Origin of the sequence: Chryseobacterium vietnamense (genome assembly GCF_031454475.1) — a bacterium.
Classification (GTDB): domain Bacteria; phylum Bacteroidota; class Bacteroidia; order Flavobacteriales; family Weeksellaceae; genus Chryseobacterium; species Chryseobacterium vietnamense.
The window spans coordinates 73,380-90,555 of the sequence record NZ_JAVDQX010000001.1 but is presented as its reverse complement, the minus strand read 5'-3'; the positions used below and the strand labels follow the sequence as shown (position 1 = coordinate 90,555).

The 17,176-nt window shown below is 39.1% G+C and carries 16 protein-coding genes; 3 read left to right on the top strand and 13 right to left on the bottom strand.

From position 1 onward, the window contains the following. Window positions 1–113: 113 nt before the first annotated feature. A complete protein-coding gene (locus tag J2786_RS00415) occupies window positions 114–1,433 on the bottom strand; it encodes an aspartate kinase (protein ID WP_047432876.1) in 1,320 nt (439 codons plus the stop codon). Between the two features lie 414 nt (window positions 1,434–1,847). Here J2786_RS00415 and J2786_RS00410 point away from each other — a divergent pair, with 414 nt between their 5' ends. Then, window positions 1,848–3,245 (top strand): phage tail-like protein, encoded by a 1,398-nt coding sequence (locus J2786_RS00410; RefSeq protein WP_047432880.1) that lies wholly within the window; start codon window positions 1,848–1,850, stop codon window positions 3,243–3,245. A 157-nt stretch (window positions 3,246–3,402) separates the two neighbouring features. On the opposite strand, the gene J2786_RS00405 is transcribed toward J2786_RS00410, so the two are convergent. From J2786_RS00405 to J2786_RS00365, 9 genes are all read right to left on the bottom strand, one after another. Then, on the bottom strand, window positions 3,403–4,098 hold the full coding sequence (locus J2786_RS00405) for a VIT1/CCC1 transporter family protein (RefSeq protein WP_047432883.1): 696 nt from the start codon (window positions 4,096–4,098) through the stop codon (window positions 3,403–3,405). Window positions 4,099–4,156: 58 nt separating this feature from the next. Then, complete coding sequence (locus tag J2786_RS00400) at window positions 4,157–4,543, bottom strand: hypothetical protein (protein ID WP_047432885.1); 387 nt, start codon at window positions 4,541–4,543, stop codon at window positions 4,157–4,159. Window positions 4,544–4,599: 56 nt separating this feature from the next. Beyond that, window positions 4,600–4,923, bottom strand: a complete 324-nt coding sequence (locus J2786_RS00395) for a low affinity iron permease family protein (RefSeq protein ID WP_052187027.1) — start codon at window positions 4,921–4,923, stop codon at window positions 4,600–4,602. Window positions 4,924–5,019: 96 nt separating this feature from the next. Next, window positions 5,020–5,616, bottom strand: a complete 597-nt coding sequence (locus tag J2786_RS00390) for a Crp/Fnr family transcriptional regulator (protein WP_047432888.1) — start codon at window positions 5,614–5,616, stop codon at window positions 5,020–5,022. A 64-nt stretch (window positions 5,617–5,680) separates the two neighbouring features. After that, window positions 5,681–6,088, bottom strand: a complete 408-nt coding sequence (locus tag J2786_RS00385; RefSeq protein WP_047432891.1) for a hypothetical protein — start codon at window positions 6,086–6,088, stop codon at window positions 5,681–5,683. Continuing rightward, window positions 6,085–6,366, bottom strand: coding sequence for a hypothetical protein (locus J2786_RS00380; RefSeq protein WP_047432893.1), 282 nt, complete (start codon window positions 6,364–6,366; stop codon window positions 6,085–6,087). The genes J2786_RS00385 and J2786_RS00380 overlap by 4 nt, the downstream gene beginning before the upstream one ends. Before the next feature lie 2 nt (window positions 6,367–6,368). Further along, entirely contained in the window at window positions 6,369–7,361 is a 993-nt protein-coding gene (locus tag J2786_RS00375; protein ID WP_047432895.1) for a cbb3-type cytochrome c oxidase subunit II, read from the bottom strand. An 11-nt stretch (window positions 7,362–7,372) separates the two neighbouring features. Further along, window positions 7,373–9,124 carry a cbb3-type cytochrome c oxidase subunit I gene (locus tag J2786_RS00370; RefSeq protein ID WP_047432896.1) on the bottom strand — a complete coding sequence of 584 codons (1,752 nt, stop codon included), beginning with the start codon at window positions 9,122–9,124 and terminating at the stop codon, window positions 7,373–7,375. Window positions 9,125–9,245: 121 nt separating this feature from the next. After that, window positions 9,246–9,458 (bottom strand): hypothetical protein, encoded by a 213-nt coding sequence (locus J2786_RS00365; protein ID WP_047432899.1) that lies wholly within the window; start codon window positions 9,456–9,458, stop codon window positions 9,246–9,248. 131 nt (window positions 9,459–9,589) lie between these two features. Here J2786_RS00365 and lgt point away from each other — a divergent pair, with 131 nt between their 5' ends. Further along, window positions 9,590–10,426 carry a prolipoprotein diacylglyceryl transferase gene (gene lgt / locus J2786_RS00360; protein ID WP_310024848.1) on the top strand — a complete coding sequence of 279 codons (837 nt, stop codon included), beginning with the start codon at window positions 9,590–9,592 and terminating at the stop codon, window positions 10,424–10,426. A gap of 80 nt (window positions 10,427–10,506) precedes the next feature. Here the strand turns inward: lgt and J2786_RS00355 are convergent, their stop codons facing one another. Continuing rightward, the gene (locus J2786_RS00355) at window positions 10,507–11,262 is read right to left on the bottom strand and encodes an SDR family oxidoreductase (RefSeq protein WP_047432901.1); all 756 of its coding nucleotides are present in this window, start codon (window positions 11,260–11,262) and stop codon (window positions 10,507–10,509) included. A gap of 684 nt (window positions 11,263–11,946) precedes the next feature. Here J2786_RS00355 and J2786_RS00350 point away from each other — a divergent pair. Next, window positions 11,947–12,369, top strand: coding sequence for a cold shock domain-containing protein (locus tag J2786_RS00350; RefSeq protein WP_047432903.1), 423 nt, complete (start codon window positions 11,947–11,949; stop codon window positions 12,367–12,369). 250 nt (window positions 12,370–12,619) lie between these two features. Here the strand turns inward: J2786_RS00350 and J2786_RS00345 are convergent, their stop codons facing one another. Continuing rightward, window positions 12,620–14,071 (bottom strand): efflux transporter outer membrane subunit, encoded by a 1,452-nt coding sequence (locus J2786_RS00345; protein ID WP_047432905.1) that lies wholly within the window; start codon window positions 14,069–14,071, stop codon window positions 12,620–12,622. Continuing rightward, complete coding sequence (locus J2786_RS00340; protein ID WP_047432908.1) at window positions 14,052–17,174, bottom strand: efflux RND transporter permease subunit; 3,123 nt, start codon at window positions 17,172–17,174, stop codon at window positions 14,052–14,054. The genes J2786_RS00345 and J2786_RS00340 overlap by 20 nt, the downstream gene beginning before the upstream one ends. Window positions 17,175–17,176: the final 2 nt, after the last annotated feature.

Genomic DNA, 17,176 nt, shown 5'->3' with positions numbered 1-17,176 from the left:
CTTTAATTTCATTAATAATAAATCCCAGCCTGTAGTCTGGGATTCATTGTTTATAAAACATTCACATGAAATAACATATGTATAGTCGTCTTATTTAAGGATTGCAGTTCTTTTTAAAACAATCTGTTGTGAAGGGATCTTAAAGCTTCTATCTTATACGCAGATGAAACAAGCAGCGAAATATTATTTTCACTTCCTCCATAAGAAATCATTCTGATCGGAATATGTTTTACCGCCTCGGAAACAATAGTGGCATATCCGTTGTTATTTTTCCTGAAGTCTCCTACAATACACACGATAGACTGTTCGTTATCAATTTCAACGGCTGAAAAAGATTCCAGTTCTTTCACAATTTCAGAAAGATAATCGGTTTGGTCTATGGTAAGTGAAACGGCTACTTCAGAAGTGGTAATCATGTCAATAGGGGTTTTGTAGCGTTCAAAAACTTCGAAAACCTTTCTTAAAAATCCGTAAGCCATCAACATTCTTGAAGACTGAATACGAATTGCCGTAATATGATCTTTTGCTGCAATAGCCACAATCTGATTCTGATTGGTAGCTTCTCCGGAGATCAGTGTTCCGGACGCACTCAAATTCATCGTATCCAGCAATCTTACGGGAACATTATATTTTCTTGCCGGAAAAACACTTTGCGGATGAAGAATTTTAGCACCAAAATAAGATAATTCAGCAGCTTCATCGAAACTTAGTCTGGCAATGGATTTTGTATTTTGAACATATCTCGGATCATTATTGTGGAATCCGTCAATATCCGTCCAGATCTGGATTTCTTCAACCTGTAGTGCCGCTCCTAATAATGACGCAGTATAATCTGAACCTCCTCTTTGTAAATTATCAATTTCACCTTCAGCATTTCTGCAGATGTATCCCTGGGTGATAAATAAGGTTTCCTCAGGATATTCTGAAATTTTACGGGCTGCATGTTCTCTGATGTAATCAATATTGGGTTCTTTATCTTCATCAATCAGCATGAAATCAAGTGCTGATAATAATACTGACGGAATTTCAATTTCTTTTAAATGTAAATGGAAGAGCGTTGTTGAAATAATTTCTCCCTGAGCCAAAATAACACGTTCCGCACTGGAATTAAAATTTTTATTTTTAAATTGATAAAACAGATCAAATATTTTGTCAATGAACAGTAAAGCTTCTGAAGTACCTTCTTCCGTTTTAAATAATTCATGAACAAATTTTTTGTATTTTTCATACAGTACATCAATATGTTGGTAAGCAGCTTCAATATCTTTGTTTTCATACAGCGCTGATAACTTTACCAAATCGTTGGTAGTTCCGGAAACAGCTGATAAAACAACCAGATGTTTGTCTGCTGCCTGAGATCTGATGATGGGTAATAACTGTTCGATTCTTTCCGGACTTCCTACTGAAGTTCCTCCAAATTTTAATACTTTCATAATAGATATAATTGTTAAATATTTTCCAAAAAAAAAGAGCTTGTCGTGATGACAAGCTCCTGATATATTTTAGTTTCTAACCAAAGGAAAATGACTCACGACGTTCGACGTAAGTTCTGTTTCTTTGCTTTTTTAAGGTTAGATAAAATCATTTTCTTTTTTTGCTGGGCAAATATACACATTTTTATTGATCTCCGCCTAAAAAAATTGATTTTCCTAAATTCTACGTCCAGGTAGTGTTTTTTTGTAAAATGCAGTATTTATACGTAATCATATCTTTTAAAATAAAAATAAATTTGTGCCATTGAGTTCCATTTTTTCACCAATCACTTTTTTTTAACACCATTAAACTAATACTATGAGTGTATGAATGAATTATTAAAGCATAATAACCTAAATTAAAAACAACTAAGCATGAAAATCAAAAATCTTTATTCCCTGATTACAGTATTTACAGCTACAGCGATCACATACGCACAAGTAGGAATTAATACAGTAACCCCTCAGGCAACATTGGATGTTGCAGGAAATACAAGCACAACTATGAAGGATGGTATTTTACCTCCAAGAGTTTCTAAACAACAGTTGGCTTCTAAAGATGCCGGAACGTATGGAAGTGCTCAGACAGGAGCACTGGTTTATATTACAGATACTACAGCTCCTTCAGGAACTACACCAAGTTTATCACAGGTTGCCGATATCAGCAGCAACGGATATTATTATTTTACAGGATCAGCATGGGTTCCTTTTTCGGTCAACCTTTATAATGCAGATGGAATACTTTCAGGAAACAGAGTGGTAACGCAAGATGCCAGTACACTGGCATTTACTTCAACCTCTACCAATGGTTTTTCTGTGGATGGAGCAACATTTTCTGTGGATGCGGCCAATGACAGAGTCGGATTGGGAACCGCTTCACCTGAAGCAAGATTCCATGTGGTTTCTACCGTTCCAACCTTAAACCGATATAATTTAATTGATGCTACTGCCGGAACCAACCAATATGGAATTATGGCTTTACGAAATACTTCCGCTCTGGCCACAGGAAATTATTCTTTACTTGGGTTTACCAACAGCGGACCCGCTTCGGGAGGCGCCAACTGGGCATTAGGATCAATCCGTACAGGATCAACATTGACCAATGGTTCGGAAGAAGATTTTTATATCGGAAACTCTACCGGTGGAGGTTTAATCGAGAGAATGAGAATTAACCCTACCACAGGAAATATAGGAATAGGAACTTCTTCTGCATCGAATAAACTTCACATTAACGCTACCAACCCGGTAAGACTGGAAGGATTACAAGCCGCTTCAGGAACTTCAGGAAGTTTAACGGTCAACAGTACGGGTGTGGTACAACTAAAGAACTCAGCAAGCATCAGTGCTGCAAGAGGCACAGGGATCGTAACAATTACGACGAACAATACTTTTGTAAACACCTCAGTTTCGGCAAAAACTTTTGATAACCTCAGTGAAATGGCAGGAAATACTTTCATTGCGTCTTCTACAGGATTGTATAAGGTTGATTTCATTGTTAATTATCCTCAACGAGGAGCAACAGAAGATGGTGGAGACGGATATCTTGGATACGCCCAGATCAGTCTGAACGGAATTCAGCAGTCGTTTACCAATACCAAAGTCACTTTACCCGAAGCCAGTGGAGCTCCATCATTTGTTTCATGCACCAATTCTACTTTGATCAAAATGAATGCGGGTCAGGTACTTTCATTTCAGGCACTTTCTTTTGGATCTACCCCCAACACCACCAATATTGTAGCTCCTTTCACCATTAACGTAGTCCGTATCGACTAATCTTTCGGATTACAATGAAACAGGTAAAACATTCCCATTTACCTTACAGGCAAAATTCTATCAACACAAATATAAAAGAACACCGGCAACAATACTGGTGTTCTTATTTTTTGTTTAAATAGGGTAAAACCTTTGAATATTAAGGATATAATAATTTTTATGCTACATTGACTCCGAAAATATGCCCCACCAACGCTGTAATTCCCATCGCAACGGTACCCCAGAAACAGATTCTCAGTACGGCTACTTTGATACCGGAACCTCCGGCTTTGGCAGAAATTGCTCCTAAAAGCATCAGAAAGATGATTGAAAAACCATATTGGAAATACACCATTTGTTTGAGTGGTGCCAGAAGAGAAACGGTAAAAGGTAATAAAGCTCCCACAGCAAATGAACAGAATGAGGCCATTGCTGCCTGCAATGGTTTAGCCTGTGTTATTTCATTAATTCCCAGTTCATCACGGGCATGGGCACCAAGTGCATCATGTTCTGTCAGTTCAATGGCAACCTGCATTGCCGTTTCTTTGGTACAGCCTCTTTTTTCATACACTTTGGCGAGTTCCCTGAGCTCTATTTCCGGCATCTCTTCAAGTTCACGCTTTTCACGGATCAAATCTGCTTTTTCCGTATCCTCCTGAGAGCTTACAGAAACATATTCACCCGCAGCCATAGACATTGCTCCCGCGATCATTCCTGCTAATGCAGCAAGAATAATGATATGACGTTCCGGTTCTGCAGCCGCAACGCCAATGACAATACTTGTGGTGGATAACAATCCGTCATTAGCTCCCAGTACAGCTGCCCGGAGCCAGCCTACCCTGTTTACATAATGTTTCTCCAGCTGATGATGCATAATTTTTATTTTGGTGCACGTTAAAGTTACCCAATATTTCGTCAAGAATCAATTTAAATTACCTCATTTCATTTGGGACAGATTTATTTTCAGACCTTATTTTCAGTATAAAAATCCAGTAACCAATGAATAGTATTTCAAGAATACAATCGATCATATAAGTCCATCTGATCACATTGTTCAGATAATAATAGAGATCAATCCCTGCCAGCCCGGCACAACAGAGCATGATGGCGAGAATAACCAAAGGGCTCTGCTTTATTCTTAGTACATATACAATAAGAAGAATATAAGGAAAAAGCAGTAAGCTGACCGTTTTTACCAGCCATATATCCGTTTTGGGACCCGTGATTTTCAAAAAGCTTTCCAGGTGTACAAATGGCCATATGATGGTCAACAGAAAATAAAACATTTGAATATAGGCCGGAATTTGGTATTTTTTCATGAAGCACGATTTATGAAGTCCATTTTCATGAGATAATTATGTACCTCAATGATCATCTATTTATATCTATGATAAGCCATGTGCTTATTTTCCGGCCTGTCATTATCAGGAATATTTTTTTCTCTGCGCTGTTTTTCGAGATCTTTATAGAACGCATGAAGCTGTTTCATTTCATCGTCTGTAAGATTTTCAATTTCTTTTATTGTGTAGGAGCCTTTGCTTGCTGCCGTCAATTCATCAAGCTTATCCTGAAGCGCTTTTATATCTTTATTCTGTGCATTCCGGATAAAAAATACAGTAAGCCCGGCAATACCTAAAAAGGCACTTCCTTTAATATATACAGGCCAATCCTGCCATCGGTTTAAAATATCTTTAATCATACTTATTATTTTTTAAAATTACTTTTGTAAAAACAAGCCATATGGATTGCTCCATATGACCGGTTTTCAACATTAATCTCTATAAATCTATGCTAACTAAAAGAAGATCTTACGGTTTTCAATTTTAACCGTATTATTTCTTTCCAGCATTTTTATTGTTCTTATCACCGTTTCCACACAAAGCCCGGTAAGGTTAGCGAGCTGCTGTCTGGTAAGGGGTATTTTAAAAGAGAAAGGTGCTTTTTTTTCCTGAAGGTTTTTAAAACATGTCATGATCCCGATAAGCCGCTCAGCCGGATGCAGTGAGGAGTTTTTCTGCAGCATAATATACTGGTAGTACAGATGACTTGACATCGCATGACAGACATTAAAATATAAATGGGGATATGTCCTGAGCAAGCTAAAAAAGTTATTTTTACATAGTCTTAAAATGACACAATCTGTGAGCGTTACCGCATCCACAGGATATTTTCTGCCCAGGAACAGAATGGAGTCTCCAAAACTCTGCCCGGAGGAAAAAATATTCTGGATAAATTCCTTACCATCTTCACTGGTATTGGCAAGTTTTACTTCTCCCTGCATGATCTGATAGTAATAAAGTGCTTCATTTCCTTCCTGGAAAATAAATTCGCCAGGTCCGTATTCTTTAATTTCTGCTCCTGCAGAATGAAGAGTTCTTTCATTGATTGCCATAATTCTTTTTTTAATGTTTCTCCTTCAATATGTTCTTACCAATGAATTCCCATTGAATAAGATACTACTGAATGTTGTAACTTGTTATTTCATAATAAATCGCCCATGCTGCAAACACAATGACAATAATCCATATCCAGAAAGGAATGGTTTGGGGTGTTTCACTTCCATTGATCAGGAAGCTTTTCTGATTTCCTTTATCATACGCATTGATCATTAAAGAAAGTGTTCCGTCCACCACGTCTTTATTTTTAAGGCCTTCTATCCGTATTGCCGGGCCATTGGCTACGGTAAACTGTATTTTTCTGATCCCTTCTTTTCCGGATGGTGAATGACTTATGATTTTAAGGGTATGCTCACCATCTGTAAGCTTTTGGGTATCAAGATCAAAAACAATGGGAGTATCCAGTTCTGCAATAGGAGCCGGATCGTCATCAATAAATAAAAAAACTTTGCTTTTATCTTTAGTCATGATCTTGAATTTTCACCTGAAAAAACGGAATATTTAATATGGGATTTATCTTTTTCTCCCGGTCTGAACAGATATTTGGCAGAAAGTATAAAAGCCAGTACAGTTATCAATACGACAAATCCTACAATGAACCAATCCCAGTTACTTTCCGGGCCGGTTCCGTGGGTAAGGTTTCTTGTCACCTCGGGCTGCTGAAGTTTACAGGCATCGCAGGCAGATACATAAGCTGTAAACAATATTCCAGACAGTATTGCTGTTTTTTTAAAAAAATCTTTCATTGTTATTTTATTTTATCCATTATGGTTTTCACTTCTTCAGCGGTTACTTTTTTGGCATTATTTCCCCAGCTTGTCCGCTCATGATTCATAATTGCAGCCACATCTTCAGGGGTAAAATTGGCATTGGTACCCACCGGCGGCATCGTGGCAAATTCCGGTCTCGGATCATAGCCTTTCATGATGATGGTGACATACAATTCAAGATCTCCTCCAGCAACTACAGGGCTTCCTTTCAATGGCGGAAATGCTCCGGGAACGCCTTCTCCGTTAGCCTGATGACAGCTGGCACAGTTTGCGGTAAAAAGGGCATCTCCATCCGGTAAACCGGCATTTCCTCCCTGTGCTGCTCCTTCTTCTTTTTTCTGTTTATAAAGAAAAGCCGGAACAATAGATTTATCTGTATAATCTGTTTGCTTCAGAGATTTCAGATAGGCAACCAACAGCAAAGCTTCGGGGCCTGCTACAATTTTTTTATATCTGGGACGGAATTTCTCAGGAACTTTCACCTCAACATCCCCTGGCTGGAGATAATCCCTCTCTATAAAAAGCCAGGGATAGGCAGGCATTACAGATTCTTCAACGGCTGCCCTCGGCTGATAGAGATGAATCAGATGCCATTCTGCACTGGGCTGCCTTTCCCCGATACTGGTAAGATCCGGCCCTGTCCTCTGGGTTCCCATCAGATTGGCTGTATTTCTCCAGAAATCTGTACGGGTATTGATGGCAAAATCTGCCGGTATGCTTGGTCTTTTCCCAAAAACATTATCCATTTCTACATTTCTTACCTGCTGCGTATGGCAGGCAATGCATCCGTTATCTATATAAACTCTTTTACCCGCCTGTTCCTCTTTTGTCAGAATTTTAGACTGTCTTGGTAAAGGTTTATTAATCCTTTGATTATCCAAAGCAGGCAATATGGCAATATAAAGGGTAAGAGAAACAAAAAGTAAAAGTGCAGAGCCAAAAAGGATTCGGTGGTCATTTAAAAATATCATGATGTTGATCTTTATGTATTAAACTCTGTATTTCCATATTGTTTCTTTGCTGCCAGAATTTCTGCAGGTGTTCTGGGAACTCTTACCTGATCTTCTTTTCTTACCATTCTGTAGAAATTATACGCAAAAATCAAGTGGGATACCCACATTAATGTTCCTCCGATAGCCCGCCAGAGCCAGAAAGGAGCCATATTGATTACCCCTTCAATAAAAGGTTTTTTCCTGATCCAGAGTTCTCCTGTCTGTGTTCCGCCAATCATTAATGCAATAACATAAAACAACAGTCCAATCAGTGCAAACCAGAAATGAATTCCCACTAAAAGCTTCGGAGGTTCTTTTCCTGTAAGCCGCGGAACCAGCGTATAAAAAAATCCCCAAAGCATAAATGTGATGATTCCGTACATGGTAAGATGCGAATGTGCTACAGTGAAATCCGTAAAATGCCAGAGAAGATTGGTATACCTGAAAGCTTCCACTGTTCCCTGGAATGATCCCGTAAAATAAAATATGATAGACATAAAATAAAACGGAAGCGTATAGCTATTCCTAAGCTGATACCATGCACCATTAAATGTCAGAAGAAAATTGGCTGTACCTGCTGCCACAGGAATCAGCATTCCCGCACTTGCAATGATTGCTGTTGTCTGCAAACGCCAGGGAATTGCACTGAAAATAAAATGATGGGTTCCGATCAGGGTATAAAAGAACGTATGGGTCCAAAAAGCCAGTATCCCTAAGCTGTAGGAATAAATAGGCTTATTGAGCTGTTGCGGCAAAAAATAATACATCAGTCCCAGATTGATCATCATGAACCACATTCCGATGGCCTGATGCATATAATATCCCTGAATAATGGTCTCCCCAACCCCATCCTGCCAGATAGGAATGTACGCAATAACAATCACAATAACGATAAACATTGTTCCTGATACGATATACCAGTTAGACAGATAAATTTCTTTGGTTTTCCTGTGTGCAATGGGCTTAAAGAAATTATGCAGGGAAAGCGCTACTCCTATTCCGAAAGTAATCATGATCGGCCAGATATATTCCCGGTATTCTCCCCCGCCGTTATTTACCCCTGAAAGTACAGAGATTGTTCCGGCAAGAACAGCTGCGTTGACCAGAATAAGAGAAAGATACCCTTGTTTTATATTAAACTTCTCAACATTACTTACCCGTGGTATCACATAATGTGCAAACCCCAGCATTGCCAGGGAAGCCCAGCCCCAGAATACGGCATTGGTATGTCCCGGCCTGAGCCTCCCATAGCTGAACCAGCTTGTGTGCTCTATATCCGGAGCCACAAGCTTTATCCCTGCATATAATCCGAAGGTTGTTCCCAGCACAAGCCAGAAGATAGCTGTTCCAAGGAAATAAAGAATCAGACGGCTCAGTTCAGGAGAGATATATTTCTGAAAAGAGGATGTTCTTCTCTTATCAGGAAATACCCTCAGTTCTTCAACGGAATTGATATTCCTGACCATTCCCTTTGTATCAGCGGGAGGTAAAGTACCGGAAAGGTCATTTTCCGGCAGCCTGAAATTGAGTTCTTTTTCCCTTTGTTCATAATCGGCTACTTCTTCCGGGGAAAGATTCTCTATTTCTTTTTTGGTCTCGGCAGACTCTTTCCGTCTTAATATTTTAGCATAAATGGATAAAAACTTAAGAACAACAATGACAAGGCCGGCTACAATGACCATTAAAGTAAGCAACAGGGTAATCTGTATCCCGGTTTCTTTGAATAATGAGATATCTGCCATAACAGTATTATTATGGATTAATGAATCAAGATTTTTGGTTTATTTTCTTAATAGAATCTCTATTGGTCTCTTTAACAGAGATCAATTCCGCCTTTTAAAACGTTAATGGCTGTAAATACGATTATTTACTTTTTTTAATAGAATCTACGTCATACGCAGAGCTGTCCACCGTAGGTGTTTGATCTGCCGAATCCGGTGAAATCTGGGCAGAGCCGGAAGTAAGGCTGTCAGATGCCATAATGGTATCTGTATTGGTGCGTTGTGTCTGGGGTTCTTTTTTGCAGCTGACGACAAAAAGGCCGGCAAGTACAATGAATGATACGATGAATTTCATACTATTAAATTTTGTGGTGTGTGTAGTATCAAATGTAGACAACATCATGCTAACGCTTTATGACTCAGATCATAGAACTCCTGAACAGCACTATTCTTCCCGGAAAATCCTATTTTCTTATCTTTGCAGCAATGAATTTATTATATATCAACTGGGATATTAATCCCGAAATCGCCAATATCTTAGGACTTCCCATAAAATATTACGGATTATTATTCCTTGCAGGGCTTGTTTTGTCTCTTAATATTTTAAAAAGAATCTATAAAAAAGAAGATCTCAGTTCACAAGCCCACGAAGCTTTATTCTCTTATGCATTGATAGGAATACTGGTAGGTGCCAGATTGGGGCACTGCCTTTTTTATGATTTTGATTATTATTCACAACATCCGCTTGAAATATTTTTACCTATTCAGAAAGGACCTGATGGATCTTACCATTTCACCGGATTTGCAGGTCTTGCCAGTCATGGTGGTGGAATTGGTTTGGTGATTATGCTTCTCATCTATGCGAGAAAATATTCTATTCCGTTCATGACCGTTCTGGATGCCATAGCGATTGTACTTCCGTTGGGTGGTACTTTCATCAGGCTGGCTAATCTTATGAATTCTGAAATTATAGGAATTCCTACTGATGTTCCGTGGGCTTTTATTTTCCGTCAGGTGGATGATCTTCCGAGACATCCTGCCCAGCTTTATGAGGCCATCTCTTATTTTATTATTTTCCTTGCGGTGTATTTTATTTACAGGAGGAATATTTTTAAAATCGGGAAAGGATTCTATTTTGGAATCAGTATTCTGCTGATCTTTATTATGAGAATCCTGATTGAGTTTATCAAGGTGGATCAGGTAGAATTTGAGCACGGAATGATTTTAAATATGGGACAGATACTGAGTATCCCGTTTGTTCTTCTCGGATTATTCTTTATTATCAAAAGTATCCTGGAAAAAGGAAAGGTTAAAACTACTTAATTTCCTTATTTCTATTACCATAAAAAACTCACTGAAAGTTGTTTCAGTGAGTTTCTTTTTTTAAATACATTTTCAATATACTATCTCGTTGTGTATCCGCCGTTGGCAAATATCGTCTGTCCGGTAATCCACCAGCCTTCTGTTACCAGGAATTCTACCAGCGGAGCGATGTCTTTAATATCGGTAAGACCTCCCAATGCGGATGCAGATTTATGATAAGCCACTGCATCATCCGTTTCCTGTCCGTAGAAAAAAGGAGTATCCATAGGACCCGGCGCTACTGCCGTTACAGAGATGCCTCTTGCCCCGAATTCTTTGGAAGCCGCTCTTGTAAAATGCTCTACCGGTGCTTTTGCTCCTGCATATGTAGAATATAATCCGGTGTAAGCTGCCAGCAATGAAGTAACAATGGTACAGATTTTTCCGTGATCGTTTAGTTTTTTACCCGCTTCCTGCAAAAAGAAATACGCAGACTTTGAATTTACATTGAACATAGTATCATATTCAGCTTCTGTAGTTTCTGAAAATGGCTTTTTAAGTACCATCCCTACAGTATTGATTGCAATATCAATTCCTCCGAAGCGGGAAATGGTTTCGTCAAAAAACTTCGTGATATTATCTACTTTGGTAAGATCTCCCTGAAATAAAAATGCTTCAGCTCCTAAAGCCTGCACTTCAGCCAGTGTTTTTTCGCTTTCGGCTTTTGAACTTTCGCTGTTGTAGTGGATAGCCAGCTTTGCCCCTTTGGATGCAAAATCTCTGCTTAATAAGCCTCCTAAATTTTTACCTCCTCCTGCAATTAAAACAACTTTTCCCTGTACATTTTGTGTCGACATGTTTTTATATTTAAATGTTAATGAGACAAAGATCAATAATAAAAATGGCCTCAACATGGTGAAATTTTCGGAAATTTCTATTTATTATTTTTAAACTAAAAGAAAAATGTTTATTATTTTATGTAAACAATAGTTTTTAATAGAATGTTATTTACCAACCAGATACGCCTTGAAATGCCTCTTTTCAGTTAAACACTTTTATATAATTCACAAACACGCATCAATTTTAGGCATAACATTTGATACCTTCCTCCCGTATCACGCACCACCACTTCATTTTTAATATATTTTTTTATAATCCTCAGACTTCTGAGGATTTTTTTATGGTATTATTTTAATTTTATGTACATATTCACACATAACATTATGATCAATTAAAACCATTTCTGATAATCAATCATTTAAATATGATTATTCATTTTATTGTTGTATATTTGCATATTAATAAACCAAGTCTTTACTTTGTTTTCTGTAACGACCCGAATATTTTTTATTCAGTCTTTGCCTTTTGAGCAGCCATCTTTTTAACTTTTATTCTTCTATTAAAGAACAATACTTGTCGGAATTTTAAAGCTCTGTATGATTGGGATTATCCAGGACAGAAAACATAGCCAGGCTTTATAGGGGTCTAACAGACCAGTTTGAACTCATTAATTTATAGAAACTAAATACTAAAAATAATTTATGGCAGATTCTTTTTCTAAAAAGGAAAATTTCAAGAAAAAAATTCAAAAGCAAAAAGAAAAGGCGCTAAGACGCGAAGAACGTAAAACGAACAACAACAAAGGAGCAGAGGATGTCTTCATGTATGTAGACGAATTCGGAAGATTAACATCTACTCCACCTGAACAAAGACAGGAAGTAAATCTTGATGACATTCAATTGGGTGCAGCACCTATCATTGAGGAAGATCCAAGAAAAACAGGAATTGTTACTTTCCTGAGCGAAAAAGGATATGGTTTCATTACGGAAGACAATTCCAAAGAAAACATCTTCTTCCACAATAACAACTGTGCAGAACCGGTAAAAAAAGGAAATAAGGTATCTTTTGAAAAAGAGAAATCTCCTAAGGGATTTTCTGCTGTTGAAATTCAGCTTGTTAAATAATATGTACTTATAAAGTGTTTCTGCCCTGAAAGCAGATTCATTTTAAACCATACACAAAGAGACTGCCCGCGAGGACAGTCTCTTTTTTTAGGGACATATAAAAAAGTTAACTCAACTTATAAAAAGTTAGATTGTAACGCAATATCCTGGATTTATTTCAAATAGCATTACGGGAATCCGTAAAATATCATTAAACAGAAAAGAAGCTGCCTTTTCAGACAGCTTCCTTCATCGTAAAAAAAAGTAAAAATTAATCCAGCTTTCCTCCCAGTGCTTTAAACAGCAGGACGTTATTTCTGGTATTCTGGTGCTGAAACTGCAGTAGATCCAGTTCAGCAGTTAATTTGCTCTTCTGCGAGTTAATCAGCTCAAAATAGTTGGCGTAGCCTGTCAGGTACAGATCGTTGGAAACCTCAACACCGCGGTCAAGGAAACCTACTTCCTCCGATTTCAGTTTTAAGACACGCTCATAGATTCTGGTCTGTTTCAGAATCGACTGAAGTTCATTAAAAGCTGTCGTAATACTTTTCTGATAGTTTAAAAAGGCAATTTCCTGCTCTTTGCTCGCTACCTTAAATTCATATTTCAGCTGTCCTTTATTGAAAACAGGAACCATTAATCCTCCTAATAATTGGCCTGCCAGAGAGGTTGGTTTAAAGAATGTTTCCACAGAAAAAGAATTCAGTCCGAAACCGGCTCCCAGATCAATCTTGGGATAAAAAGCAGCTCTTGCAGCCTTTGCATCAGCCTGCGAAGCTTCCAAAACATAATAGTTTGCGGCTACATCCGGTCTGGAATGGATCACATTTTCTACATTAATGGTTTTATTCAAAACTTCCATATTGGTAGGCATCAGTATTTTTCCGCGTTTCACCTCTCCGCCGTAGCTTCCTGTTAATGTAGTGATTGCCTGTTCTACTGTCACGATTTCCACTCTGATATGTTCAATCTCTGCCAGCCAGTTGTTATTCTGAGCTTTGAACTGCTGTACTGCCAGCTCCGTAGCTTTTCCCACTTCACGCTGGGCAAGGACAATTTCAAAAGCTCTTTGCTGAAGCTTATAGTTCTTCTGATAAATTGCCAGACGGTTATCCAAAGCAACCAGCTGATAATAGAGATTGGCAATATCTGTGAAAAGTTCTACCTGTAATAATCTCAATCCTTCTGTGGATGCCAGATATTTCTTCTGGGCAGCAATTTTCTTATTTTTCAGTTTGCCCCATGCATCAATCTCCCAGCTGCTTCTTGCACCCAGCCAGTAATTAGGGGTAAAATCCCTGTTGATTTTCTGATTTTCCGTAATATTGGGTGAAAGGTTGGTATCATAGTTTCCAACACCTTCCATTGTATATTTTCCGTAACGGTCGCCGGAAGCCTGTACTCCCACTTCAAGAGACGGCAGCAGATCCATTTTTGATCTTTGAAGAAAACTGTTGGCAATCTCTACTCTTTGCTGGGCAATTTGAAAATCCGGATTCGCCTGAACCACTTTATCAAAAAGTTCAAGCAGCTGCGGATCTGTAAAATACGCTTTCAGATTAATCTGCTGGAATTCATCCGTAGATTTACTTTTGTCGGATTTAATGACTTCCTCTGGCAATTCCTGAGCCTTTTTCAGCTCCGTTACTTTGGGAACGGCACATGAAACCAGGCTCAGTGATGCTATTCCATACAATATATTTCTATGATTTAATCTTTTCATCTTTCTTCTTATTTTCAAGTTTCGCAAAGAATATATACAGTCCCGGAATCACCACCAGTCCGAAGATAGTTCCTATCAGCATTCCTCCTGCTGCTGCCGTACCAATGGAACGGTTACCGATGGCTCCGGCTCCTGATGCAATACATAAAGGAATAAGTCCTGCTACGAATGCAAAAGACGTCATCAGAATCGGTCTCAGACGCTGTCTTGCTCCTTCAATAGCGGCCGGAATGATATCAAATCCCTGTTTATTTCTTGCCACGGCAAATTCTACGATCAGAATGGCATTTTTGGCCAAAAGTCCGATCAGCATAACCAATGCTACCTGTGCATAAATATTATTATCCAATCCCATCATTACCAAAGCGATATAGGAACCGAAGATTCCCGTTGGAAGACTTAATAATATAGGCATTGGAAGAAGGAAACTTTCATATTGTGCCGCTAACAAAAGATACACGAATAAAAGACAGATGGCAAAGATATAAACGGTCTGATTTCCTGATAAGATCTCTTCTCTTGTCATTCCAGACCACTCAATATCAAATCCTCTCGGCAAAGATTCTTTGGCTACACGTTCTACTGCTGCAATGGCATCTCCGGAACTGTAACCGTCTGCAGGTTCTCCGTTGATCATCGCAGACATATACATATTATATCTTGTAAGCACTTCAGGGCCGTATACCCTTTCGATGGTAATGAAGGTGGAGAAAGGAACCATTTCGCCTTTATCATTTTTTAGATATAAATTCAGAATACTTTCGGGGGTATCCCTGTGCTCCGGACTTGCCTGCACCATCACTTTATACATCTGGCTGAAGCGGATAAAATTCGTGGCATAATAAGATCCCAGCATCGTCTGCAATGTCGACATCGCGTTGTCTACTGATACTCCTTTCTTCGCTGCCATATCATAATCCACATTGATCATGTATTGCGGGAAAGTAGCATCGAAACTGGTAAAGCTGTTCTGCAGTTCTGGAGCTTCATTGAGTTTTTTAACGAAATTTTTGGTAATCTTATCGGTATTTTCAATGGTTCCTCCGGTTCTGTCCAGCAGACGTAATTCAAAACCGCTGGTATTCCCGAATCCGGGGACGGTTGGAGGTGCAAAGATTTCAATCTGTGCATCTGCGATTCCTTTTGTTTTATCAGAGAGCTCTGCAATAAGATCATTTACGGAAATACTTCTTTCCTTCCAGTCTTTAAGGTTGATCATTGCCATTCCGTAAGAGGAACCTGCAATTTCTGTGACGATACTGTATCCTGCAAGCGTGGTCACGTTTTCGACTCCTTTAATTTTTTTGGCGATAACCGTTACCTCATCCAATACTTTTTCTGTTCTTTCTACTGTTGCACCCTGCGGAGTGGTAACACTTACGTAAACCATTCCCTGGTCTTCCATTGGGATAAATCCGGTTGGCAGGAATTTGCTGGTCACGAAAGTAAGTCCGACAAATAAAAACAGCAGTCCGAAAGTTACCGTAGTTCTTGTGGCAAATTTTGATAAAATACCTACATAACCATTCGTTAGTCTTTCAAAACCAGTATTAAAACTCTGGAAAGCCCTGTCGATGATGGTCTTCTTTTTATCATGATTGTGAGGTTTTAAAATAATAGCACAAAGCGCAGGAGTTAGCGTCAATGCATTCACTCCGGAAATCACAATACTGATTGCCAGTGTCAATGAAAACTGACGGTAAAACACACCCACCGGACCATCAAGGAAAGCTACAGGAATAAATACGGCTGACATTACAATCGTAATCGCTACGACGGCTCCTGCAATTTCTTTGGTGGCACTGATGGTGGCATCCATCGCATTCATTCCTTCTTCCATTTTCACGTGAACGGCTTCAACGACGACAATGGCATTATCAACCACAATTCCGATGGCCAGAACCAACGCGAACAATGTTAAAAGGTTGACAGAGAAATCCAGCATATTCATAAATGCAAAAGTTCCTACCAATGCTACCGGTACAGCCAGTACAGGAATCAATGTAGAACGCCAGTCCTGAAGGAAAATAAATACTACAATTCCTACCAGAATAAAGGCTTCAATAAGGGTTGTCAGTACTGCACTGATGGAAGCATCAAGGAATCGGGAAACATCATAAGCCATGTTGTATTCCATTCCGGGAGGGAAAGAAGTGACTTTTAATTCTTCCATTTTTGCCTTTACACTTTCGATAACTTCAGATGCGTTGGAACCGGGACGTTGTTTCATCATAATCGATGCAGAAGGTCTTCCGTCCGTTTTGGAAACCATACCGTAGTTCATCGCTCCGAATTCTACCTTAGCAATATCTTTAAGCTTTAAAATAGTTCCGTCCACATCAGACCTGATGGGAACTTCTTCATATTGTTTAGGCTCAAAAAACTTTCCTTTATATTTAATGACATACTGAAGCTGGCTAGAGGTTTTACCAGAGGTTTCCCCTACTTTTCCGGGTGCTGCGGAAATATTCTGTTTTTGCAGCGAAGTGATCACTTCATCCGCAGAGATATTGTATGCTGCCATTTTCTGAGGATCCAACCATACTCTCATTGAATATTCCTTCTGCCCCATGATCTCGGCACGGCCCACTCCATCAATACGTTTCAGTTCCTGAAGGACGTTAATATCCGTAAAGTTATAGATGAACTGTTCATCCTGGCTTGGGTCTGTACTCGTGATGTTGAGGTACATCAGCATACTGTTCACCTCTTTTTCAGTGGTAACTCCGGCCCTGATCACCTCTTCAGGAAGTTCATCAAGAATAGTGGTCACCCTGTTCTGAACGTTTACCGCTGCTACATCAGGATCTGTTCCTACTTCAAAGAACACCTGAATAAGGGTAAGCCCGTCATTGGAGGTTACCGTAGACATATACGTCATCCCCGGCACTCCGTTGATGGCTCGTTCCAGAGGAAGAGCTACCGCATTGGCAGATACTTCGGCGTTCGCTCCGGTATATTTTGCTGTAACGGTTACTGAAGGCGGTACAATATCAGGAAACTGGGTGATCGGCATTTTCAGCAATGCCATAATTCCCAGCAATACAAATAATATGGAAATAACCAACGAAAGAACCTTTCGTCTTATAAACATTTCTACCATAG

Excerpts from the sequence above, each read along its gene's own strand:
- J2786_RS00415 (WP_047432876.1), bottom strand. The coding sequence starts at position 1,433 with ATGAAAGTATTAAAATTTGGAGGAACTTCAGTAGGAAGTCCGGAAAGA.
- J2786_RS00410 (WP_047432880.1), top strand. The coding sequence starts at position 1,848 with ATGAAAATCAAAAATCTTTATTCCCTGATTACAGTATTTACAGCTACA.
- J2786_RS00405 (WP_047432883.1), bottom strand. The coding sequence starts at position 4,098 with ATGCATCATCAGCTGGAGAAACATTATGTAAACAGGGTAGGCTGGCTC.
- J2786_RS00400 (WP_047432885.1), bottom strand. The coding sequence starts at position 4,543 with ATGAAAAAATACCAAATTCCGGCCTATATTCAAATGTTTTATTTTCTG.
- J2786_RS00395 (WP_052187027.1), bottom strand. The coding sequence starts at position 4,923 with ATGATTAAAGATATTTTAAACCGATGGCAGGATTGGCCTGTATATATT.
- J2786_RS00390 (WP_047432888.1), bottom strand. The coding sequence starts at position 5,616 with ATGGCAATCAATGAAAGAACTCTTCATTCTGCAGGAGCAGAAATTAAA.
- J2786_RS00385 (WP_047432891.1), bottom strand. The coding sequence starts at position 6,088 with ATGACTAAAGATAAAAGCAAAGTTTTTTTATTTATTGATGACGATCCG.
- J2786_RS00380 (WP_047432893.1), bottom strand. The coding sequence starts at position 6,366 with ATGAAAGATTTTTTTAAAAAAACAGCAATACTGTCTGGAATATTGTTT.
- J2786_RS00375 (WP_047432895.1), bottom strand. The coding sequence starts at position 7,361 with ATGATATTTTTAAATGACCACCGAATCCTTTTTGGCTCTGCACTTTTA.
- J2786_RS00370 (WP_047432896.1), bottom strand. The coding sequence starts at position 9,124 with ATGGCAGATATCTCATTATTCAAAGAAACCGGGATACAGATTACCCTG.
- J2786_RS00365 (WP_047432899.1), bottom strand. The coding sequence starts at position 9,458 with ATGAAATTCATCGTATCATTCATTGTACTTGCCGGCCTTTTTGTCGTC.
- lgt (WP_310024848.1), top strand. The coding sequence starts at position 9,590 with ATGAATTTATTATATATCAACTGGGATATTAATCCCGAAATCGCCAAT.
- J2786_RS00355 (WP_047432901.1), bottom strand. The coding sequence starts at position 11,262 with ATGTCGACACAAAATGTACAGGGAAAAGTTGTTTTAATTGCAGGAGGA.
- J2786_RS00350 (WP_047432903.1), top strand. The coding sequence starts at position 11,947 with ATGGCAGATTCTTTTTCTAAAAAGGAAAATTTCAAGAAAAAAATTCAA.
- J2786_RS00345 (WP_047432905.1), bottom strand. The coding sequence starts at position 14,071 with ATGAAAAGATTAAATCATAGAAATATATTGTATGGAATAGCATCACTG.
- J2786_RS00340 (WP_047432908.1), bottom strand. The coding sequence starts at position 17,174 with ATGGTAGAAATGTTTATAAGACGAAAGGTTCTTTCGTTGGTTATTTCC.